The organism is Acetatifactor aquisgranensis, assembly GCF_943193215.1.
In the GTDB taxonomy this organism is placed as follows: Bacteria; Bacillota; Clostridia; order Lachnospirales; family Lachnospiraceae; genus Acetatifactor; species Acetatifactor aquisgranensis.
Genome location: NZ_CALPDH010000003.1, coordinates 250,250 through 270,510, shown reverse-complemented (window position 1 = coordinate 270,510; position 20,261 = coordinate 250,250). Strand labels below are relative to the sequence as shown.

The following is a 20,261-nucleotide window of genomic DNA, read 5'->3' as shown; positions in this document are numbered from 1 at the left end:
CCGGGCTCGTGCAATGCCGCACAGGCTGCGTGAGTCGTGGTTTTTGATGATTCAGCGACAGCGCCAATGATATCCGGAATCTCTCAGCTTGCTGCCTCCGGGGGAATCGCCCCTCCCCGATGTCACATTCTCTCGTCAATCAGGATGCCCGCCATCTCCCAGACTCTGGCAATCATGTCGAGAGTCTTCTCGGGAGGCAGTTCTTTGATGACCTCCTTGGTGCTCTTGTCCACGATTTTGATGGTGACGCGGTTGGTGTCCTCATGGATGCCGAACACCGCCTCGGAATTGGGCATCTTCTTGTTCAGGGTCTCCACGGCCTTGCGAATTTTCTCGTGATAGGCCTGCTGGTCCTGGCTCTGCTCGCCGTTGTTGGACTGGCCTTTCTCTTGGGCGTTCTCCACCACGCTGGTCGTCTTGTCTACGTACTCCACAGCCGCCGTGGTGCTGGCGCTGCTGCTTTCCGGCTTCTCCGCCTCAGCGGGAGCCTGTGGCTTCTGCACTACACTTCCCTGTGCCTGAATTGTCATTACACTTGAAATAGGTTCTATTGCCACGTTCCACACCTCCTTGTATTTTTACATCCGCACACCGGAAACATCCTGTTTCCGATATTCCTTTGCGTCTATTTGTTTTATCGGAGTCTTTCTCCGAAAAATTAACCAAAAGTCCGAAAAATTGGTTACATTCCGGCTTCTGTTCATGACAATCGCCCATTGATATGCAAATGCCCTGCGGGGGGTTCCCATTGTCCGGGAGCCGCTGCCGCAGGGCATCATCCTATACAGCTGTTTTGCGAACCGCACAGCCATGCACAAATCGCACCATGAGGAACACTGCGCTTCTTCCGCATCTATCCTAAAAAGGTCTTCAGCGCCTCCATGCCATCCGCGCTGACGGCATCCTTGTTGGCATCCTGAATCTGCTGGTACACTTCCTTACGGTAGATGGGCACATCCTTGGGGGCAGTGATGCCTATCTTGACCTGGTCGCCTTTTACCTCCAGGATGGTGACCTCCACGTTATTGCTGATAATAATCGCCTCGTTCTTCTTCCTAGACAGAGCCAGCATCCTACACACCTGCCTTTCTCGCCTGCAGTATGTCATAGACGGGGAATTTGACAGGATAATTTCCGTTCTCCACGATAAGCTGGCAGGCCTTGTGCTCATCGATATTGATGATGATAGGCCCCTGGAGATTCACGCTCATCTTGGTCAGGTCGCCGGGAATGGACACCGTCACAAGCACCAGCAGATTGTCCTCGCTGATATTTCCGGCGCTGGCCAGCAGCTCATCGTCCACCTCCGGGTCATAGTCCGGCTTCACTGCCAGAGGATCCATCACGGGCATGGCGAAGCCCGGCTCATCCAGGGACTGCAGGAAACGGATGCCCGCTCCCGCGCCTCTTTCCTCGTCATGGAGGAGGGCAAAGCGCTTCAGCTCCGGAAAGCCGATGATGCCGTCCTGGAATATCACTATCTTGTCTTCCGAAATCTCTATCTCACCGAAAATCTTAGTCTGAATCTTCATGGTAATCTGCTCCTATCTGCGTCAATCTGCCGCTGTGTGCAATCTGACTCCACGTTTTCCGGTTCCATTCCTTTTGAACCGGAAAACTCCTTTCATCTGATCCCTGCCAGAGACCCGGATTCCGGAAAATCAGTCTGCACAAATCAGATGAAATCCAACAATGTGGTCTTCATGACCTTTCCTGCCGCCATCAAAGCCGCGTCATAGGTCAGTTCCGCGCTGGTGAGCTTTATCGCCACCTCAGTGATGTCGATGTCCTCGTTCTCGCTCTTCAATGTCTCATAGGTGGTCTTCTGGTTCTGGGATCTGTTCTTGATCAGATCCAGCTTGCTGCCTCTGGAACCGCAGGCGGTGACGCACACATTGGCTTCATTCAGGTATTTCTGGAAAGCGGTGATGCCGCTCTCGAACATTTTCTGCTCTTTGTCCTTGGCATAGCCCAGGGCTTTCTCCACTGCGTCCAGCTGCTTCTGCAAAATAGCATGGCCCGGGTCTCCATCACTCAGTTTTTCCTTGATGGCCTTGAGATCCGCCTGGGCTTTCTCCAAATCAACGACCTGCTGCATGGCATTGATGACATCGTCCACCTCTCTGCCGATGCCGTGGTTGAAGCACTCGTCCGCTCTGGAATTGATGCGGATAGTCTGGTTGAATCCTACGTCATATTCGATGGCCTGGCGCTCGCTGTTGGTGGTCAGGTAGGTGTCGTTGTAGTTGACCCTGAGGGCAACGCCATTCTCATCCGTCACTACCGCTCCGGCATCATCTACTTTGTCAGCCTCGCAGGCGAAATAATGTTCAGGCCGCAAATCACCCTTATCCCAGTGGCTCTTTTGATATGTGATGCGGATTTCACCCTCGTTTACGTTGGATGTCGCCGCATCGTCCTTCGTCTCCATCAAAGCTTTGTAGGCATTATCTCCGAAAAGCAGTTCTCCGGTCTCAGGGACATATATGACAGCGTCAGCATCGCCGGCAACCTGAGAATAGGGATCGTCAGCATAATTCACTTTTTTAATCTGATATTTCGTAAATGGGGGCGTAGTAGTATTATCTGTCGTCAGCGGATCTCCATCCGCCCACACCTTTGTATTGACAGTCCCATCCGAATTGGCCCCTGTCACAAAGGAAATCACAGGTACTATATCATCGCCGCCTGCAGTCTTGCCATCCACACAGTTATTATATGCCAGCCTGATACGATGGACATCCACGGACGTAATATCATTCTCATTAATACCACTATAATTCGGATCATTATAATTTGCCGAATTGATGTCAAGCACTTTCCCAGTATTCACACTGGTAAACAAATCCAGCGCATTCTTATCCAGCTGCTCCGTGATGGTATAATTCCTCTCCTGCTCCGCCAGAAAGCTCAGCGGCGTATCCGTCCGATATCCGGTGAACACGTATCTTCCCGCGAAGTCCGCGTCCCCGGTAGCATAGACTTCATCGGACAGGAGCTTGAGCTGCTCCAGAATCGTCCCCCTGTCAGTGCTGGTGAAGTCGGAGTTGGTGCCCCTGGTGCACTGGGCCGCCATGTTGGAGATGACATCGGACAGCTTGGACAGCGCGTCCTCTGTAATCTTCAGCCAGCTCTCTGCATCGGGAATATTCTTGCTGTAGTACTGGGTTATCTCCGTCACATTGCTGCGCAGCCGCAGGGAGCGGATGGCCACCACCGGATCCTCGGAAGGACGGTTTATCTTCTTCTGGGTGGACATCTGGGTGCTCAGTTTATCCTTATATATCTTGTTGGTATTGATATTCGACAAGTTATTGCGCTGCATGATTTTATTTGTTATTCTCATAGAAAATCTCCTCTTCCTGCCAGTCAAAAGCAACTCTGCATCTGAAAGAATGCGGCTCAGACGCCTGTCTGCAGTATGAGCCTGTCATACACTTCTGTCAGTGTCTGTATCATCTTGGACGCCAGATTGTATCCGTTCTGGTATTTCACCAGGTTCACCGCCTCTTCGTCCTCATCCACGCCGGAGATGGATATCCTCTGGGTATCGATGGTGACGGCAATATCCACATAACTGCTGTAGAATGTCTCGGCCCTGCTGGCGTTCAGCGCCACATCTCCAAGGATGCACTGCAGGAATTCCGATGCGGAGCAGCCACGGAAGCTCATGCTGCCCTTGTCGGTGGCCAGCTTGCCGATGTCCTCAAGCAGGTCTTTCTGCTCCGGGCCGTCGCTCGCATTTTTCTTGGTGGCCAAAAGGCTGGGATCGTTCTCCAGGGTGGAGGAGATATCAAAATACTTGGCGGTCATCAGGTAATAATTGTCCTGATTCGTCACACCCTTGCCTACTTCAATCTGTAATTTGGCGGCTTCCTCTGCATCTGCCTGAGCCATTCCTCCGGCAACCAGAGCATCTACCCGGGCCTTATAGGCCTCATAGGACTCCGTGTCATATCTATGCTTATCGCCGAAGACATACTGTTTGTTCTCCGTCAACATATTGGCGGTGAACATCTCGATTCCTTTCTGATCCCCCGCATAGCCGCTGGTCAGGATATCGTTGAACTTCTGGGAGAATGTCCGAATCCATTCGTTCATCTGGGCCATGTAATAGGGAACGCCCTGATAAGCGACGCTCTGGCCCACGGATGCCGTCGAACCCGCCGAGGCATTGACCTGTACATTTTCCATTGGCCCATTTCCAACCGCCTGTTTCGACATCTTGAAAGTAAAAGTATATTCCGGCTCATGTGTGGTGGCATTATAACTGACGCTGTACGTCCAGGAATCGTAGTAATATTCCTTGTTCCCCAGCTTGATGACGCCGCCGTTGTCTGAGAGGTTGCATTTATTCAAGTCCGTCAGGTAATGCTTATCTACTTTCACGGTGACGGTAGTGGGGTCGGCAGCGCCGGGATTCTGATTATTTATGCCGACAATCTGCCCCGAAAAGCTCTCTCCGTTGTTTCCGTCCCTCAAATCCACCAGACCCTTAAGGGCCCCGCCTATGGCGCCGCCGTACAGGTTGAACTTGGTGTTGTTCCCGTCATCCCATACCACATTGTACAGGCCGTCCACATCCGTCTGGTTCACTTTCTCGTCTTCCGTCCTGGACACGCATTTCAGGCTGTTGTACTCATAATTGTCCACCAGTACCTGACCGCCGGCAATTTTCACGATGAACCTGCTGCCGCCTGTGCTGGTGCCCGGCCTGTTGGTATCCTCGATCTTCGTCTCTTTTATCTCTACGTCCACGATTTCGGAGAGCTGGTCTATCAGGAGCGTACGCCTGTCGCGGAGTTCATTGGCGTTCACGCCCTTGAGCTCGATGGTGTTGATCTGTTTGTTCAGGACGGCAATCTCACTGGCGATGGCATTGATTTCATCCACCTTTACCTTGATTTCCTCGTTCACGTCTTTCTGCAGCTTCTCCAGGTTGCCCGCCACGTTATTGAAGTATTCCGTCAGGGCGCCCGCGTAGCCCACGAACTGCTCCTTGGAAGCCAGGCTGGACGGATTCTTCATCAGTTCCTGCAGGCCTGTGATCATCAGCTGGTCAAAGACTGTCTTGAAGCCGGCATTGGTGCCGTTATCATGGAAATAGGTCTCTATCTGTTCCATGTAATATATCTTCTGTCCGTATTCGCCTACTTTTTCATTGTTGTTCCAGTATCTGAAGTCATAGAATTCATCGCGGACGCGCTCAATGGCAAGGGTCTCCACGCCGGCGCCGGCGCAGCCGTAGGTCTGGAACACCCGCAGGGCATTGGCGGCCTGGGTGGTCACCTGCTGTCTGCTGAAGCCTTCTGTCTGTACGTTGGCGATATTGTTGGACGTGGTGTTCAGCGCTGCGTTGCTGGCCAGCAGTCCCGTATATGCTATATTCAATCCGAAAAATTGTGATGGCATTTATCCCTACCTCCTTTTTGGAGAATCAATCTACTATACTCCCAGTGTGCTCAGCAGATGCTCCAGCATCTCGTCTATGACGTTTATGTAACGGCTGGAAGCGTTGTAGGCATTCTGGAATTTTACCATATTAGACAGCTCCTCATCGGAGGAGACGCCTATTACCTGTTCTCTTGCGCCATTGATGGACTCCATGATGCTCTGCTGATCCGTGTATATGCTCCTGCTCACATAGCCGGTATTCGCTATCTGGGATACCAGATCCGTATAGTAGCTGACGAAAGAGGAACGCTTTGATATGTTCGGGTTCAGAGTATAGCTCTCATCCTTAAAAGCATCCACCAGGGCGTTGGCCGTAGCCTTGTCCTCGGAGCCGTCCTCCAGCCTGAAGCCCAGCATGGATGGCTTCTGCTTCAGTTCCTGATCTATCTGAAGGTTCGAGATGGTGAGGAGGCTGCTGGGGTCATTCGCATCTTCCGGGACATATACCCAGACATCGCCGCTCTGAATCGGATTGCCGTCCGCATCCAGAACAGGATTGCCTGCCGCATCCGTCAGGGGCCCTGTCAGCGTCACTTTCTTATATCCGCTGCCGGAGTTTGTGACGAACATCTGAATGGGGCTTCCGTCATCCTTGCGCATATATCCATTTGAATCTGCCAGACAATATTGTGCATTATTAAGGGTCACATTCTGGCCATTCTCGTCCTTATAAGTCACGTTCCCTGTGGTGACTCCGGCCGCCGTGCCCAGAATCTCATTTATCTTCGTGGCGATATTGTGAATCAGCTGATCGAACTCCGCCTGTACATTCATGATAACGGACTGGGAGACGATGCTCTGATTGCTGTTGTAGGCCTCTTTGGTGGCCACATCCGTATAATTCGCCCTGTGGTCGCCTCTGGCCAGAATCATGGCTTTCAGGCCGCCGATATCCGTGTTCAGATCCGAGGAAATTTCCCTGTTGAACTTGAACACATGGGCGTTGCTGATGCTCTCTTCGGTATAGATTTTGTTGCCGTCGGCATCTTCTGTATAGGATGCGTTCTGAGGCCAGAACGGCGTATAGAACCCGGTCTCCTCATTCGCAAAAACACCCATCTCGAAGCATCTGGGCCCTTTCACGAAGTCCACGCCCTCTATCTGCACCCAGACATCCCCGTTCACGGACTCGCCGTAGTTGATGTTCGCCATCTCGGACAGTTCATCCAGCAGCAGATCCCTGGTATCCCTCAGGTCGTTGGCCTGTTCTACGCCGCCAGCCTCGATTTTCCGGATGGCATCGTTCAGCTCCAGTATCCTCTTCCCATAGGAATTGATTTTGTCCACCTGATCCCTAATCTGCATGTTCAGATTGTCCTGATAGGCGGAAAGGCCTGAATAGACCGCCTGGGCGCGCTGAATCAGCTGTGTGCCCCTCTGGACCAGGAGCCCCTGGGTCACCGAACTGGCAGGATCCTTGGCCAGCTCCTGGATAGCCGTCCAGAAGTCCTCGATGGAAGTCTGGAAAGCCTCGCCGTGCATCTCGCCCAGCTGCCCCTCCACCTCTTCCATGACTTCGGTGGACACTTCATAGAACATACTGCGCCCGGATTCCCTGCGGTATATTTTGTCAAGGAAATAATCCCTTACATGTTTTACTCTGGAATAAGTGACGCCCAAGCCCACCTGCTTGTTGTTGACGGACTTAACGTCTACGGAAAGCTTCAGATAACTTCTGGAAGACTGCTGCACCTGCTGTCTGACAAAGCCGGTGGTCTCCGTGTTAGTAAGATTATGCGCTGTGGTGTTCAGCGCATTCTGACTGGTCTGTAATCCTGATGAACCAACATATAAACTACCCATTAGTGGCATAATAATCACCTCAACGTTTCTATAAGAATGTTATTGCTTTGCATCAAAACTTCCGCTGTCCACACCCATCTGAGCTCCGGAATTGTAGGCGCCTTTGGTGTAATTGGCAGTCTCCGGCGCTGCCTTGTAAGCCTGCAGCATGTTCATCTCGAAGTTCACCAATTCCAGTGCTTCCTCCAGCAGTTCCCTGTTCTGCTCGTTCGTCCGCTGTACTTCCCGGACGACATCCCTCAACCTGCCATGAATCTCCTCCAGCTTCGCCTTATCTTCAGGCCTGGCTGACATCATTTCAATCAGGTTGGTCAGTTTCATTGTCTCAACATCCTTGTTCAAAACATTGGCGATATCCGCAGTCACCTCAATCCGCCTCTTCTCCAGACGGCTGAGCCTGCCCACCACCTCCTGTTCATCATCCGTGATTCTCTGTAAATCTTCTAGGTTCGCACTCGCGATAATCCGCATCTTCTTCTGGGACAAGGCCAGAAGTCCCTTGTATTCCTCGCTTTCCTGACTGAGCACTTCAATCAGGTTCTCCATTAAACTCGCCACGGGACTCCTTACCTCATTTCCTCATATGCAGCATCCATCTCGGCCCTCTTCTGCAAAAGCTTATCCGCAAAGGACCCATTGTCCACTTTGTATGTGCCGTTCTGCACCCGCGCCTTGATGGAAGCCGTCAGCTCTTCCCGGATAGCAGGAGCTCCTGCAACCGCTTTCTGCGCCGCACGAATGTCCTTGCCAAGGCTGCTGAACTGCAGTTGATCGGAGCGGGACGCGCTACCGGCCTGACGTGTCTTATTCACCTTTTTGGTCTGGTATAACTGCTGGACTTGATTGTATGCTTCAACACGCATGTCGGATTCCTCCCTCCCAATGGAATATTATTCTTCCATTTTTTCCGCATCTGCCGCCATGCCTTTTCATTCCTGCATGGCTGGCTGCTTATTAAGAATATCGGCTACGGCGGAAAATACTTTAGCCTTTCCGCAACTCTTTTTTTCTGTGCAGTATCCGGCAACTTCACATTTGGGCACAAAATAATGATTCACCAGATAACTCCACTCCTCTGAGTATTCCCCAAGCGCCTTGCCGATATCCTGCATCAGGAGACGGTATTCCCAGTAGGCCCTGGTGCAGAGACGCTGGTGGGACATCTCGATCAGATTGCGGACATTGCGCTTGTCCACAATCCTGGTGGTCATCCCTAAGGGCAGGAGCATGGCGGCGTCCTCCCTGGGAATGCCGCATTCGCTCTCCAGGCGGCTGCAGGCCTCCGCAATTGTATTCATAGTCTGATGATAAATTTCTGCCGCTTCCTGGTTTTTTTCTATCAAAGGCGGCGTGGTGTAGGAGAAATCTTTGTAGTTGATGTAGCGTGTGCTGGCCTGGAGCCTGGTGGGCGCGCCGCCGATGTGGGTGTACCACTCCCTGATGACCCGGGCGGAATAGCCGTCTATGATCATCTCCACATTGACATATTCCATCACCCGGTGATGGCCGGACCGGATACAGTCCAGGCCGCGTCTGTAGTTCTTTTCCTTATCATGAATGTCCGCTCCCCAGCAGACCCCGGCGCGTTGGCCCATAAGAGTGATGGGGTTCTTGGGGGTTTCTTCCAGAATTGTGATCATCTGTCCTTTTCTCCTTTTCCATTCCGTCTCTGCCTCAGGTCCGCCGTCCGGCAGGAATCACTGTCTGTGCACATACATCCTGGACATCTCCGGCTCTCCGTCCCCCTGTACCATGCACAGGAACTCCCAGCCGTAGCGCTCGTAAAAAGAAGTATGGTCCGTAAGCAGGTACAGGGTGGAAATCCCCTTGGCGGCCATATCGTCGCATACGGCTTTCAGCAGTTCTCCCGCTATGCCCCGGCAGCGGCAGGCCTCCTCCACATAGACGGCGCATACATTGGGCGTCAGATCTTTTCGGTTGTGAAAGTCATTTTCAATCACGCCCAGGCCGCCGACGATTTTCCCGTCATCCATGGCCAGATACCATTGGGGGACGACGCTTTCGTTCCTCAGGCATTGCCGGATGCTTTCCTGATAGGCTTCCAGAGGGATGTGCCATTTCTCGTGGAACCACCTTGCGGCTTCTTCCGCCATTCGGGGTTGTTCTCTTATCTTCCATATTTTAATCATCTCTGAGTCTCTCCATACTGGTATCCGCTTTCGGAAATTTGTGTCCATGATAGCATACCGCAGTATGAAAGTAAAGCGGAAACCGTCCGTTTCGCCCGAACGCCTGAATGTCTGAATGTTTCCACCCGGATGTTTCCGCCTGGAATTCCCGCCCGAAAAAGCAAATATCTGGAAATCTTTGTTTTATTGTGTTAATATGGAAGAAGAGCATTCCAGAAGAAGAGCATTCCAGAAGAAAAGCATTCCAGAAATACAAAACCTGACAAGGAGGACAAATCTATGATACGAGTGACAATCTGGTATGAATATGTACAGGAATCCGGGGAGCTGCCGGAAAGTTTCCTGCCTGCCGGGACGCCGGAGGAGCATCGGGAGAATTTCCGGAAATTCATCGCAAATTCCGCGGCGGCAATCAAGAAGGTGTACCCCAAGGGCGTGATGGGGACTGTGGCGGAGCATCTGTCCGGCTGCGAGGACATGCAGGTGACCAGCGTCAATCTGTTCATGCCGGAATACGGCCTGACCGACGAGCTGCTGGAGCACACGGATGTCCTGATCTGGTGGGCCCATATCGCCCATGACGCCGTGCCGGACGAACTGGTGCGGAAAATCAGGGACCGTGTCCTGAAAGGGATGGGCTTCATTCCCCTGCACTCCGCCCATCCCTCCAAGCCCATGCAGGCTTTGCTCGGCACTTCCGGCAGCCTGAAGTGGCGGGAGGGCGATTTCTGCCGGGTCTGGAACATCAATCCCACCCATCCGATTGCCCAGGGGATTCCGGAGAGTTTCGAACTGTCCGAGGAGGAGATGTACGGAGAGCCTTTCGATATCCCGAAGCCGGACGATATCCTGTTCCTGGGGTGGTTTAGGGGCGGGGAGGTATTCCGCAGCGGCTGTACCTGGACCCGGGGATATGGCAAAATCTTCTATTTCCAGCCGGGCCACGAGACCAGCCCCTCCTACCACAATCCGCTGATTCTGAAGATTATCGAGAACGCGGTAAGGTGGGCGGCTCCTGTCATGTGGCGCGAGAACCTGGACTGCCCTCACGCGGCAGAGTCGCCGGAGAGCATTGTCCGGAAAGACGTTTAAAAAAGAGCGGTTTCATGACAGCAGAATCTCACAGCGGGAGACTTTACGATTTCAGCCAGTCGTCAGCTCCTGTCCGTGAAATGCATGGCGCCTGCATTCTTCTTCCGGCTGCGTCCGGCCCCGTCCAGGAAGACCGCGCCTGTGATTTCCGGGGATTTCAGGATACCCGCGGGCTTCAGACGATACTCATAGCTCCAGAGGTCTCCGGCGCTTCTCCAGGAATTGGGGCTCTGGTAGAAATAAACCCCCTGGGTGTGATGCAGCTGGGCGAAGCCGTTCTGGCGGGTTCCGTATAGTTTCCACTCTAAGATGTGCTTTCCCGGCTCCGCACGCACTGTGAGCGTGTAGGGGGAGAAAGCGATGTTGCCGCAGTCTCTGCCGTCTACCAGGATTTTCACCAGGCCGCCCCGGTACTGGGGAACCCGGACGGTAAAGTCTCCCCGGGAAAGCACTTGGGTGCGGTATGTCAGGTTCCCTGTGTAGAAAGGAAGTCCCTGTACGGCGATGTCGCCCCAGCCGATTCTTTTGACCGTTTTGGTCAATGTCTTTGCGGTGCCGTTAACGCGGACGCCGAAATCGCCCAGCAGGTAGAAATTCTCCAGATTCGTCCTGGGGCCGATGGGTACGGTGATTTCCAGGATATTCTCTCCGGCGGCGAAGTCCGGCAGGGGTATGGTCTCTATGTCCCTGTCAACGTACCAGCCGTCGCTTTGGTTAGGGACCTTTGCGCCATTTAACTGAATTCGGGCCGATTCCGGGCATTCCAGGGCCAGTTTCAAGCCTTGTGCCACGGTCTCGCTTGGAATGCGGAAACGCAGGCGCAGCACATGCTCCGTCTCTCCGGCTTTCACCAGATAGGGCTGTACCACTTCCTTGCGGCGCAGTGGGATTCCCAGCTCTCTGCGGGCATGGTTGTCTATCCGCAGTAGTTCGTCCTCGGAATAATAGTCCCCATCGTCCAGCGCGTATTCCGCCATATCCAGGAGCAGCATGTTAGGCTCCTGGAGGGAAATCGGCACTTCTCCGGGCAGGATGTCCGCCTCTGCTGCCAGGCAAGGTGAAACCGGATTCCCGGCTTCTGCCGTCCGTCCGGCCGAAACCGTTTTCCCGGCCTCTGCCGTCAAACTGGCTGAAGATTCCCTTTCCCGCAAAAGCAGCAGCATGCTCTCATGAATATACCAGGGACGCTCCAGAATGGTCTTTCCATCCTCATGGCGCACAGGCAAGGGGGAGATATCCCCCGTCATGGTATCATACAAGGTCACTGTGAAATCGCCGTTCAGGGTGAAGCGCAGGCTGCTGCCCGGGTCGACATCCGGGCTGACAGGGTTCCTGCCGTTACAGAGGAACAGCCACATATCGCCGCTTTCTTCCCGGCGCAGCTGATAGAGCAGCCCGTCCGCCCTGCGCCCGTCCTGCTGCTGTATATCCAGGAAACGCTCACTTTCCAGCAAGGACAGCACAGCCGAGTCCAAAAGGCCGCAGCGGATCCCTTTCTCATACAGCGCTCCCGCCGCATCGGAGGGCCTGGCGTCCACATAGTCCGGGCAGTCCCCCAGGAAGATCAGCTTTCCGCCCTTTTCGGCAAAGTCCGTGAGCAGCTTCAATGTGGCAGACCGTATCGTCCTAATCGGCGGGACGATAATCGTCTCATATGCCATCTCCCCTACCTGCAGAGGATAAGCGCTGCCAGAGCACTGCTGCGGCAGCCTGGCTTCGCAAAGATAGTCAAAATCAATGCCGCCGAACAGCAGTACCCGGGCCAGGCGGGCGAACTGGGAGTCCATCTGTTCCCGCAGCGCCGCGGTCTGGTTGCCGGGGCCGAAATAGAGCCAGTAAGTCTCGACAGGGTGCAGCACGGCCACCTTGACGACAGCCCTGCCTCTGGTAAGCGCCGTGTTCAGGCGGGCAAAATGATTCTCCACCAGGGAGAATTCCTCCCACCAGGGAGACTGATAATTGATGGACGCCGGATAGTCCCGCTTGGCCTCGCCTTTCATGGTATACCAGGCCAGATGGGGCACCCTCACGGTGACCCCCAGGGCCGCCTGCCAGTCGCCCTGAAGCTTGTATCCCCGGAAATCATAATCCCATCCCGTGACGCCGTAAAGCTCGCTGAGCATGCCCTCGGCCCCAGTCTGGCGGACCATGGACTGGGCCTGCTTGGCCGTAGTGTATTCGTGGAAATCGCAGAGCATGTCGATACCCGGCAGGCCAAAGGAGGGATAGCAGCGCATGGCGTCCCCCACCGCCTGGGTCTGGTCATAGAGGGAGCCCTCGCCCATCACATGGCCGGTGAGGTAGAGGCCGTGCTCTCTGCACCATTTTCCGATCTGCTCACAGTAGCTTTCCACGAAAAGGTCTGTGACCAGGTTCTGGAAACTCCAGCGCACCGACGAAAGCTTCCCGTCCGCCCTCTCCCAGAACAGCTCCGGCAATACGTCCAGAAGCTCCTCTCCGAAAGCCTCCCGGTAAGCTTCCGGCAGCCGGGCAGTCCAGGGCAGGAAGACGTCTTTCGGCTCCCCTGCGAAGTCCAGGCATCCCCTGGGCGTGAACTGAGGCTCGTCCGTAAAAATGGCAGGCACCAGCCTGCCGAAATGCTCTCCCGCATTTTGGTAGTAAGCCTCGTGCGTTATCCGGATGAATTCCGCGATTGCCTCCGGGTTCAGGGTGTCCACATAGGCCTGGTTATTGAACCAGGGATCCGCGGAGGCGTATTCCATGTAGGCATACCAGCGGACTGCGCGTTCGTGGACAGGCTCCTCCTTCCGGACCCGCCAGGCACATTCCAGTCTGCAGTCTTTGTCCAGCAGGATGTCATAGACGGCCAGAAGCTTTCCGTTTTCCTGGCGGATGTTCTCCTGCCCTCTGCCCGGTTCGGGGGCGGCAGGCACGGGGAAACCGCACTCTTCATATGGCCGGACGGTGAAAAGCAGAGATTTCCTGGCATTCTCAGGCTTGCCCGCGGTCACGCGCCCGCCTGCGGTGCCGGAGGGCCAGCGGTCTTCATCGTAGAGCCAGGCCAGCATGCCCAGTTCTTCGGCTTTGCCGATGCAGTGGCGGACGGAGTCCATGAACTCTTCCTCCAGATAGGGGCTCTCCATTCCCGTCCTCACATGCATGTGGAAGCCGCCCAGACCCATCTTCTTAAAAATCCGAATCTGCTCCGTGAGGCGGTCTTTGTCGAGTCTGCCGTTCCATGCCCAGAAAGGGGTGCCTCTGTACTCGCAGGACGGGTTCCTGAATTGCTCCTGTGAGATGTGTTCCGATTGATTTTTTTCATATAACATAGAATCTGTCTCCTTCCGGCTGCCGCCGGGGCGTTTGTGTGCTTTTTCCCATTTCATCCCGCCAAATGCCATGAGTCCCCTGCCCGCCGGCATCCTCCTTGCGAATCGGGGTAAGCAAAAAATTATAGCCGTAATTCCAGCCAGGGCCGGCACACCGCATCGATATCCGGCAGACCGGAAAGGGCCTCGGGATTCGCCGGCGCCTTTCCCCGGGAAGCAAAAAGCCGCATCCCATCCGCCGGACAGTGTCTTTGCGTCTTTTCGGTATTCTCCCGTCTATTCAAGTTCGATTTCGTAATGGCGTTTTTCAGAACTTTCATTGTTAAAAAAATTTATTCTACCACTCATTTTGTTGTTCCCTACTCTCTGTACTTCTGTCTTGATTTGCTCTTAACATCACGAAAACATCACGGGGTAATCTCCACCACATCCTCTATTCCGCATTGCAGCTTGAACCTTATCCGGTTTTTTCTTAGGCAACCAATGATATATTCCGCATTGTTCTCCACAATCTCATAGGCTCTCTCCACAGAAGGGTAATTGTATGTTGTGTTATATCCATTCTTTACTCCATCACACTGCAATATGAAGAACGTTTCCAGTGCTTTTGCCTTTCTGGTGTGATCCTTCTTATCGAAAAAGCACAGCGTTTTAATTTCAAACTCATTGCCAGCATCATAGTCCATCTGTAACTCTCTAATATCATGATTTCCTTTACGCAAAGAATAGTAATGGCCCGCTATTCTACGAACCGCATCAGAAGCCATGCCAACATACGCTTTTCCATTATGCAGATTCCGTATTAAATAAACGCATGAAGGTTCTATATCGGTAGATATATCTTCAATCCTGATTTCATTCACCTTATTCGAAATCTTCATCGTAAACGATCACCTCTTCCACCTTGCACTGTAGGCGTTTGCATATCCGTTCCACCACATCAAGACTTACCTTCTGATTTTTTCCCATCTTCGCAAGTGTACCTCTGCTGACCGTTCCGTCCTCAACTAAATCCATTTTCTTCATATCCTTATCAATCAAAGTCTTCCAAAGTGGTTTGTATGTAATCATAATCATCACCTCTTTTATATCTTATCAAAGTTCATTCTCAACGTCAAGAAAAAGTTCTAATTTCTTGAAATTTTTTTCTATAAACTATTGACACTCGCTGTGCATATGGTAATATGTATATAGCAAGAACGCAGAATAAAATTCTAATATATCAAAACTTTTAGGAGGGCAAACACATGTTGAAAAATCAGAAATTCGGAGTAGAAGTAGAAATGACAGGTATCACAAGAGAAAAGGCAGCTGCCATTGTCGCAGAAGTTCTCGGAACCACACCTTCCTGTCCAGACAGCACCTGTTACCACACACGCATTATCGCAGACCAGGCGGCGCGCAAATGGAAAGTTATGAGAGATTCCTCAATTACTTCAATCAGGAATGATGGCAGTGATGCCCCGATGGATGAATATAAGGTAGAATTTGTAACGCCACCTCTGGGATATGAGGACATAGATCTTTTGCAGAGAATCATCAGAAAATTACGTGAAAATGGGGCAAAATCTCATAGTAGCTGCGGCATCCATATCCATGTAGACGGAGCAAATCATAATGCAAATTCTCTTCGGAGGCTGGTAAACTTTATGACTTCCCGGCAGGATCTGATTTATGAAGCACTTGAAATTGGAAATCGTGCAGACCGCTGGTGTCACAAGTTAAATTGCGCCCTCCTTATTGAAATGAAAAAGGAGAAAAACCTTTCAAAAGAAAAAGCCGAGCAGATTTGGTACAGCAGCGCAAATGACGGATATTGCGGCGGCGTTAACCATGAGCACTATAACAGCACCCGCTATCACGGTGTCAATCTCCACAGCTACTTCTCCAAAGGAACTGTAGAATTCAGACTTTTCAACAGCACTCTCCATGCTGGAAAAATTAAGGCTTACATTCAGTTTTGTTTAGCTGTATCTGCATGGGCCATCACATCGCAGGAAAAAATCGTATTCCGTTCTATGGCCGGATATACACCTGAGAAGAAAGTTACCATTATGAGAAACATCCTCACCCACCGGCTCGGCCTGTATGGAGACGAATTCAAGACTTGCCGGCTGCACCTTATGACACCTTTGAAAAAAGCCGCTGGCATGACCTGCAGGGCAGCTTAATATATATGCTGACCTATCGGCATGACGGGGAGAAGGGAGACATCGTGGGAAAATTATATATCGCATATGGAAGCAATCTCAACCTGGCTCAGATGGCCGCTAGATGTCCCTCTGCGAGCGTTTATGCAAAGGGAGTATTAAATAACTGGGAGCTGGTCTACAGAGGCCGTAAGGCGAACTCACACGCCACAATCATAAGAAAGCGGGAATCCACCGTACCGGTCCTTGTATGGGAGATTCAGCCACTAGATGAATACCGCCTCGACATATATGAGGGATATCCTCGCTACTATTTCAAGAAAGATATCATGGTAACTATTGCCGGGAGAAAAAAGAAAGCCATGGTTTATATCATGGATGAAGAGCAGCTGCCCGGCCGACCTTCTTCCCAATATGTCAAAACTGTCCTCCAAGGATATGTAGATAATGATATGGATATCAGCGTTCTCAAAAAGTCTTTGGAAGTAAATTCCATTGAATGTGCATAAGATTTGTGGTATAAAAAAAGACGTTTGCTCCATGAACGCCTTTCTTTATGACGGCAGTGTTGCAGCACTACCTGTCAGATGATGATGAAATCAGAGAGCCGTTCTTTGTATGTAGGACTTTGGGGCTTTCATCCGGCACCCGCACAATCAATTCATCGAGTTTGCAGTCCAGGGCTTCACAAATGAGATCTAAATGTTCCAAATTAACCCTGTCAACCAACTCATGGTACAATTCATTGATTGTGTTTGGCCGGATGCCAGTAGCCCTTGCCAAGTCTGCTTGCGTCCACCTGAGTTCACCGAGCTTAGTAGATAGCAAAATTCTTATCATACGTCGCCGCTCCTTCCGCTATAAAATATCATTTTTCGACACGCTCATGTGCCTTTTGTTATTTTATAGCGGTTTGAGTTATATCCTATCATATACCGATAAGCGGAGCGGCATCCGATTAGTTCAATATCTTCCCATATTCTTCATCAAGGGCAATCCATCCGTCTTCCTTAGCCTCGTAGGACTTCAGCAATCCCCAGAGTTTCGCCCCGGCCCCATCTTTGGTCTTTACGATAGTGAAGGTACCTTTGCCGGTATAGACAGCCTGGCCATTCTTCTTGTGATAATCAAAAGTGGTTCCCGCCCCTTTCCGAATTCGTAAATCAGAAATGGTTACCTGGAACTTAAACTCCCGATTTGTTACGGCGGAAGATATGCACGGGTATACTTCATTTCCAGAATCATCAAATACTTTATACCCGCTATTCTGCTTGCAGAGTTCAATGGCGTTATTCTGATCTTTAAATGCGCCAATCTGGCTCCCGGAATCTACCCAATTCGTGCGGACACGATAATACCCCGTCCCGGCCGTACTTGCTTTCTGTTCTTCCGTTGCCTTAAAAGAGACATAATCGGGAATAGCTGTGATAAACAGACCGCTTTCCAGCTTATACCACTTCTCGTCTGCAGAAATGCCGGCAACAACAAAAGTTCCCTCATGCACAATCTGATCCACCTCTGCAGTGATGCTCGGCGCCTTTCTGATATTCAGTCCATCGACGCCCTTATAGACGACTGTCACGGAGCCATTCAAGGCATTGATCTTCTGCCCGCTGGTATCATCACTCGCAATATCCACAGGTACCCAGGGTACGGTTGTGATATCTCCGCCGGCCATTGCCTTTTTAACATCTTTTCGGAACTGATCCATAGAAAGGCCATATCTGCTCCAGATATGCTCCACATCACCATGGTTGGAGGCAATCCCCTTCACATTCCCCTCGTGGTGGCTCATCAACACATTGCTGTCCTCCGGATTGAATCCAAACTTCTTGCAGATATGCGCAAAGAACTGTACTGCATTGGCATATGTGGCCAACACATGGGATTTTGTGTTCGCTCCATTTCCCGTTTCGATCCAGGTGGCGCCGCCAGTATATTTAATCGAGGCCGGCTCGGTCATCTCGATACTGATCAGGCTATTGTTTCCGCTGCCATTACGGCCGCTTCCGCAGTGCCATCCTTTCATGTTCCAAGGAAGCAGCTGGTACACAACAGCATCTTTCCCCACCACTGCATGAACACAAACCGAAGCACTGCTGCGCTGCCAGTTCTTTACAAAAACCAGAGGATCCGGCTGTGGACACCCAACGCTGTGAAGCATTCCTCCTTTCGGCGTAATGCCAACGCCTGCTTTATAGCACGGATTCTGTGTTGCCATTTTTTCGATAATAGTAATGCTCATTTTTTCCTCACTTTCTGCGGATTCGACCACTGCATCAAACTTGGTAAGGCAAAACCTCTCGATGATGCCGCATACCTTGGACACATACGATACATCCGTGGCATAGCCGCCATCCTTAATTATCTGGATAGCCGTCTTATAGTCCTTTTCCCCTTTCAGGCCGGCATATCGTAGCGTATTTCCATTCATAGCACCGTTCAAATAGCAGGAATGATCCCTTACGCTTGATTCCATATCCGGGTACCTTCTGAAATCTGCCGTGACGGTATATTCTTTTCCATCGGGATCCTGTTCCTTTGTCTGCTTGGTATATTTGGAGACGCCGTCCCACGCACTGTCCCAGGTGTTCCCGCTCAAAGAACACTTCATGCCAAAAAAATTATTGGCATTCAAAGCAAGTTCAGTGGTTCCATATCCTGATTCCAAAATTGCCTGCGCAATAGAAACGGAGGCGAGTATTCCGCTCGCCCCCATATCTTTTACAGCACATTCACTTACTGCCTGAATAAATTCCTGTTCTGACATATTTTCACCTATCCCTTTGTTCTGTAGAAGCGTATCCAGATATCAATCAGGTAATCCCATCCCTTACAGCAGATAATCGCCACCAGGAAGGCGGCAAAAACAACCGCCACAAGGTAATACCAGACAAACGCAATCCCCGCATATGAGATATATGCAAAGAATGCGATTGTGCAGATGATAATCGACAGGGCCAGCACCTGGAGAGACGTAGGAATCTTGTTAAGGATTCCGATCTCCTTTGTAAATTCCGTGATCACAGAGATAAGGGTGCAGATGACCGCCACCATAACCAAAATCACCGATGCATTCGAGATAATAAATTCCATGTTCATAAATATCCTCCTGTTTGATAAGTTAATAGATTTCATGTACGCTTTGCTCTACAAAAAAGTCCTTCTGCTCATGCTTGATTTTCCGGGCATATTCCAGAGCCGCATGCATATCGCCATTGCAATGCGCATCTGGAATCCTGGATACGGCTTCTGCTGTCGCTTCCCCCAGAGCGATTGCCGCCCCAATGCTTTTTACCATGAGTATTTCGTTCTTTTCTCTGGCAGCCTCCTTTTCATCCTGCCTTTTTTCCCGCTTCTCTAAATGTTTTTGCAGCATCCAAAAGCAAAAACCTGTAAACGCTGACGGAATACTCATGGCCACAATCAAGGCCATCGGATCCATTATCCTCACCTCCCCTATATAAAAATTGCATTAAAAAAGAGCCTTACGGCTCTAATTCAGCACTGGTTTCTTTATACTGCTCCATAACCTCCCGGACGATTGCCATATCCTCTTCCAGCTTTTTATCTGTAAACGCCTGGTCATTCTGTAAGAGTTTCAAGTCCGTCGCCTGCCTGGCAACAATTTTCCCCAGTCGGTATATGATTTCATCCTGCTTTTCCACCATATCCATATAGAAATCCAGAAGTATGGGCTCTGCTCTGATTTTAATCATAGTCACTCGCCTCCTTGTAAAAATTTGTGCAAAAATAAACACATATCATCACCAGATGGTATCCGATGGTCATATGTGTCCATTTTTCTTTACTAAACACGGGAATCATAAAGATAAAGTTCGCAACCGCATCGGCGGCAAGCACCAGAACGCTTACAGAGATTGGCATAATAACATCCAGCGGCAATTATATAGTATTTTTACAGACTCACACAAACAACAACAACGCTGGCTCAGCGTATTTAATACGTTATGTAAATGCAGTATATTTAATATCGCCTATTATAGAGGGCGGCAATGAGAATGCCCCACGCATTACCCTCAGCGGTGTGTTAAGGCTCAATACGCAGACAGAGCAGCGGACTGTATCATGTGGTATATTAGGCCTTTAACCTACACGGTAAATCGTGTCAACTCGGTAAAATACGTGTACATCGTCAGATGATGCGGTATTCGCCAGGTATATCGCAATCTGGGTGCCTCCTGCCACAACCTTAAGCCTTGGGGCGCGACTGTCCGTGCCCACGGTGATTTCATCGACTATGCACCATACCCCCTGATATGCAGTCGCGATATAGGTTGACGTGATTCCGGTCCTATCAG

General features: G+C 51.2%; 21 protein-coding genes. 3 read left to right on the top strand and 18 right to left on the bottom strand.

Features of this window, described 5'->3' with window-relative positions; translation table 11 throughout:
• Positions 1-122: 122 nt before the first annotated feature.
• The 10 genes from NFS35_RS04315 to NFS35_RS04270 all read right to left on the bottom strand — a co-directional run bounded on the left by NFS35_RS04315 (position 123) and on the right by NFS35_RS04270 (position 9,407).
• Positions 123-557 (bottom strand): flagellar protein FlaG, encoded by a 435-nt coding sequence (locus NFS35_RS04315; RefSeq protein WP_251205913.1) that lies wholly within the window; start codon positions 555-557, stop codon positions 123-125.
• Positions 558-853: 296 nt separating this feature from the next.
• Positions 854-1,072, bottom strand: a complete 219-nt coding sequence (csrA, locus tag NFS35_RS04310) for a carbon storage regulator CsrA (RefSeq protein ID WP_251205912.1) — start codon at positions 1,070-1,072, stop codon at positions 854-856.
• Between the two features lies 1 nt (position 1,073).
• Positions 1,074-1,532 (bottom strand): flagellar assembly protein FliW, encoded by a 459-nt coding sequence (gene fliW, locus NFS35_RS04305; RefSeq protein WP_251205911.1) that lies wholly within the window; start codon positions 1,530-1,532, stop codon positions 1,074-1,076.
• A gap of 143 nt (positions 1,533-1,675) precedes the next feature.
• On the bottom strand, positions 1,676-3,346 hold the full coding sequence (locus tag NFS35_RS04300) for a flagellin N-terminal helical domain-containing protein (protein ID WP_251205910.1): 1,671 nt from the start codon (positions 3,344-3,346) through the stop codon (positions 1,676-1,678).
• A gap of 56 nt (positions 3,347-3,402) precedes the next feature.
• Complete coding sequence (gene flgK, locus NFS35_RS04295; protein ID WP_251205909.1) at positions 3,403-5,412, bottom strand: flagellar hook-associated protein FlgK; 2,010 nt, start codon at positions 5,410-5,412, stop codon at positions 3,403-3,405.
• 33 nt (positions 5,413-5,445) lie between these two features.
• Positions 5,446-7,257 (bottom strand): flagellar hook-associated protein FlgK, encoded by a 1,812-nt coding sequence (gene flgK, locus NFS35_RS04290; RefSeq protein WP_251205908.1) that lies wholly within the window; start codon positions 7,255-7,257, stop codon positions 5,446-5,448.
• Positions 7,258-7,296: 39 nt separating this feature from the next.
• Positions 7,297-7,815 carry a flagellar protein FlgN gene (locus NFS35_RS04285; protein ID WP_251205907.1) on the bottom strand — a complete coding sequence of 173 codons (519 nt, stop codon included), beginning with the start codon at positions 7,813-7,815 and terminating at the stop codon, positions 7,297-7,299.
• Positions 7,816-7,823: 8 nt separating this feature from the next.
• Complete coding sequence (gene flgM / locus NFS35_RS04280) at positions 7,824-8,120, bottom strand: flagellar biosynthesis anti-sigma factor FlgM (protein WP_251205906.1); 297 nt, start codon at positions 8,118-8,120, stop codon at positions 7,824-7,826.
• Between the two features lie 66 nt (positions 8,121-8,186).
• The gene (locus tag NFS35_RS04275) at positions 8,187-8,897 is read right to left on the bottom strand and encodes an FAD-dependent thymidylate synthase (protein ID WP_251205905.1); all 711 of its coding nucleotides are present in this window, start codon (positions 8,895-8,897) and stop codon (positions 8,187-8,189) included.
• Between the two features lie 57 nt (positions 8,898-8,954).
• Positions 8,955-9,407, bottom strand: a complete 453-nt coding sequence (locus NFS35_RS04270; RefSeq protein WP_251205904.1) for a GNAT family N-acetyltransferase — start codon at positions 9,405-9,407, stop codon at positions 8,955-8,957.
• Positions 9,408-9,686: 279 nt separating this feature from the next.
• On the opposite strand from NFS35_RS04270, the gene NFS35_RS04265 reads away from it, so the two are divergent.
• The gene (locus tag NFS35_RS04265; protein ID WP_251205903.1) at positions 9,687-10,499 is read left to right on the top strand and encodes a ThuA domain-containing protein; all 813 of its coding nucleotides are present in this window, start codon (positions 9,687-9,689) and stop codon (positions 10,497-10,499) included.
• A gap of 62 nt (positions 10,500-10,561) precedes the next feature.
• Here the strand turns inward: NFS35_RS04265 and NFS35_RS04260 are convergent, their stop codons facing one another.
• The 3 genes from NFS35_RS04260 to NFS35_RS04250 form a co-directional block, all read right to left on the bottom strand.
• A complete protein-coding gene (locus NFS35_RS04260) occupies positions 10,562-13,789 on the bottom strand; it encodes a type 1 glutamine amidotransferase family protein (RefSeq protein WP_251205902.1) in 3,228 nt (1,075 codons plus the stop codon).
• Between the two features lie 407 nt (positions 13,790-14,196).
• On the bottom strand, positions 14,197-14,670 hold the full coding sequence (locus tag NFS35_RS04255) for a GIY-YIG nuclease family protein (protein ID WP_251205901.1): 474 nt from the start codon (positions 14,668-14,670) through the stop codon (positions 14,197-14,199).
• Positions 14,654-14,860: a helix-turn-helix domain-containing protein gene (locus NFS35_RS04250; protein ID WP_242982529.1), complete on the bottom strand. Its 207-nt coding sequence runs from the start codon at positions 14,858-14,860 to the stop codon at positions 14,654-14,656. Before NFS35_RS04250 ends, NFS35_RS04255 begins: the two co-directional genes overlap by 17 nt.
• Positions 14,861-15,036: 176 nt before the next feature.
• Between NFS35_RS04250 and NFS35_RS04245 the strand changes: the two genes are divergently transcribed.
• The gene (locus tag NFS35_RS04245; RefSeq protein WP_251205900.1) at positions 15,037-15,960 is read left to right on the top strand and encodes an amidoligase family protein; all 924 of its coding nucleotides are present in this window, start codon (positions 15,037-15,039) and stop codon (positions 15,958-15,960) included.
• Between the two features lie 44 nt (positions 15,961-16,004).
• On the top strand, positions 16,005-16,448 hold the full coding sequence (locus tag NFS35_RS04240; RefSeq protein WP_251205899.1) for a gamma-glutamylcyclotransferase family protein: 444 nt from the start codon (positions 16,005-16,007) through the stop codon (positions 16,446-16,448).
• Positions 16,449-16,515: 67 nt separating this feature from the next.
• Here the strand turns inward: NFS35_RS04240 and NFS35_RS04235 are convergent, their stop codons facing one another.
• The 5 genes from NFS35_RS04235 to NFS35_RS04210 all read right to left on the bottom strand — a co-directional run bounded on the left by NFS35_RS04235 (position 16,516) and on the right by NFS35_RS04210 (position 19,658).
• A complete protein-coding gene (locus NFS35_RS04235; protein ID WP_103241027.1) occupies positions 16,516-16,779 on the bottom strand; it encodes a helix-turn-helix domain-containing protein in 264 nt (87 codons plus the stop codon).
• Positions 16,780-16,897: 118 nt separating this feature from the next.
• Positions 16,898-18,658 (bottom strand): glucosaminidase domain-containing protein, encoded by a 1,761-nt coding sequence (locus tag NFS35_RS04230; protein ID WP_330640012.1) that lies wholly within the window; start codon positions 18,656-18,658, stop codon positions 16,898-16,900.
• A 59-nt stretch (positions 18,659-18,717) separates the two neighbouring features.
• Entirely contained in the window at positions 18,718-19,041 is a 324-nt protein-coding gene (locus tag NFS35_RS04220; protein WP_251205898.1) for a hypothetical protein, read from the bottom strand.
• Positions 19,042-19,063: 22 nt separating this feature from the next.
• Positions 19,064-19,384, bottom strand: coding sequence for a serine/threonine protein kinase (locus NFS35_RS04215; protein ID WP_103241029.1), 321 nt, complete (start codon positions 19,382-19,384; stop codon positions 19,064-19,066).
• Between the two features lie 43 nt (positions 19,385-19,427).
• Entirely contained in the window at positions 19,428-19,658 is a 231-nt protein-coding gene (locus NFS35_RS04210; RefSeq protein ID WP_251205897.1) for a hypothetical protein, read from the bottom strand.
• Positions 19,659-20,261 lie beyond the last annotated feature (603 nt).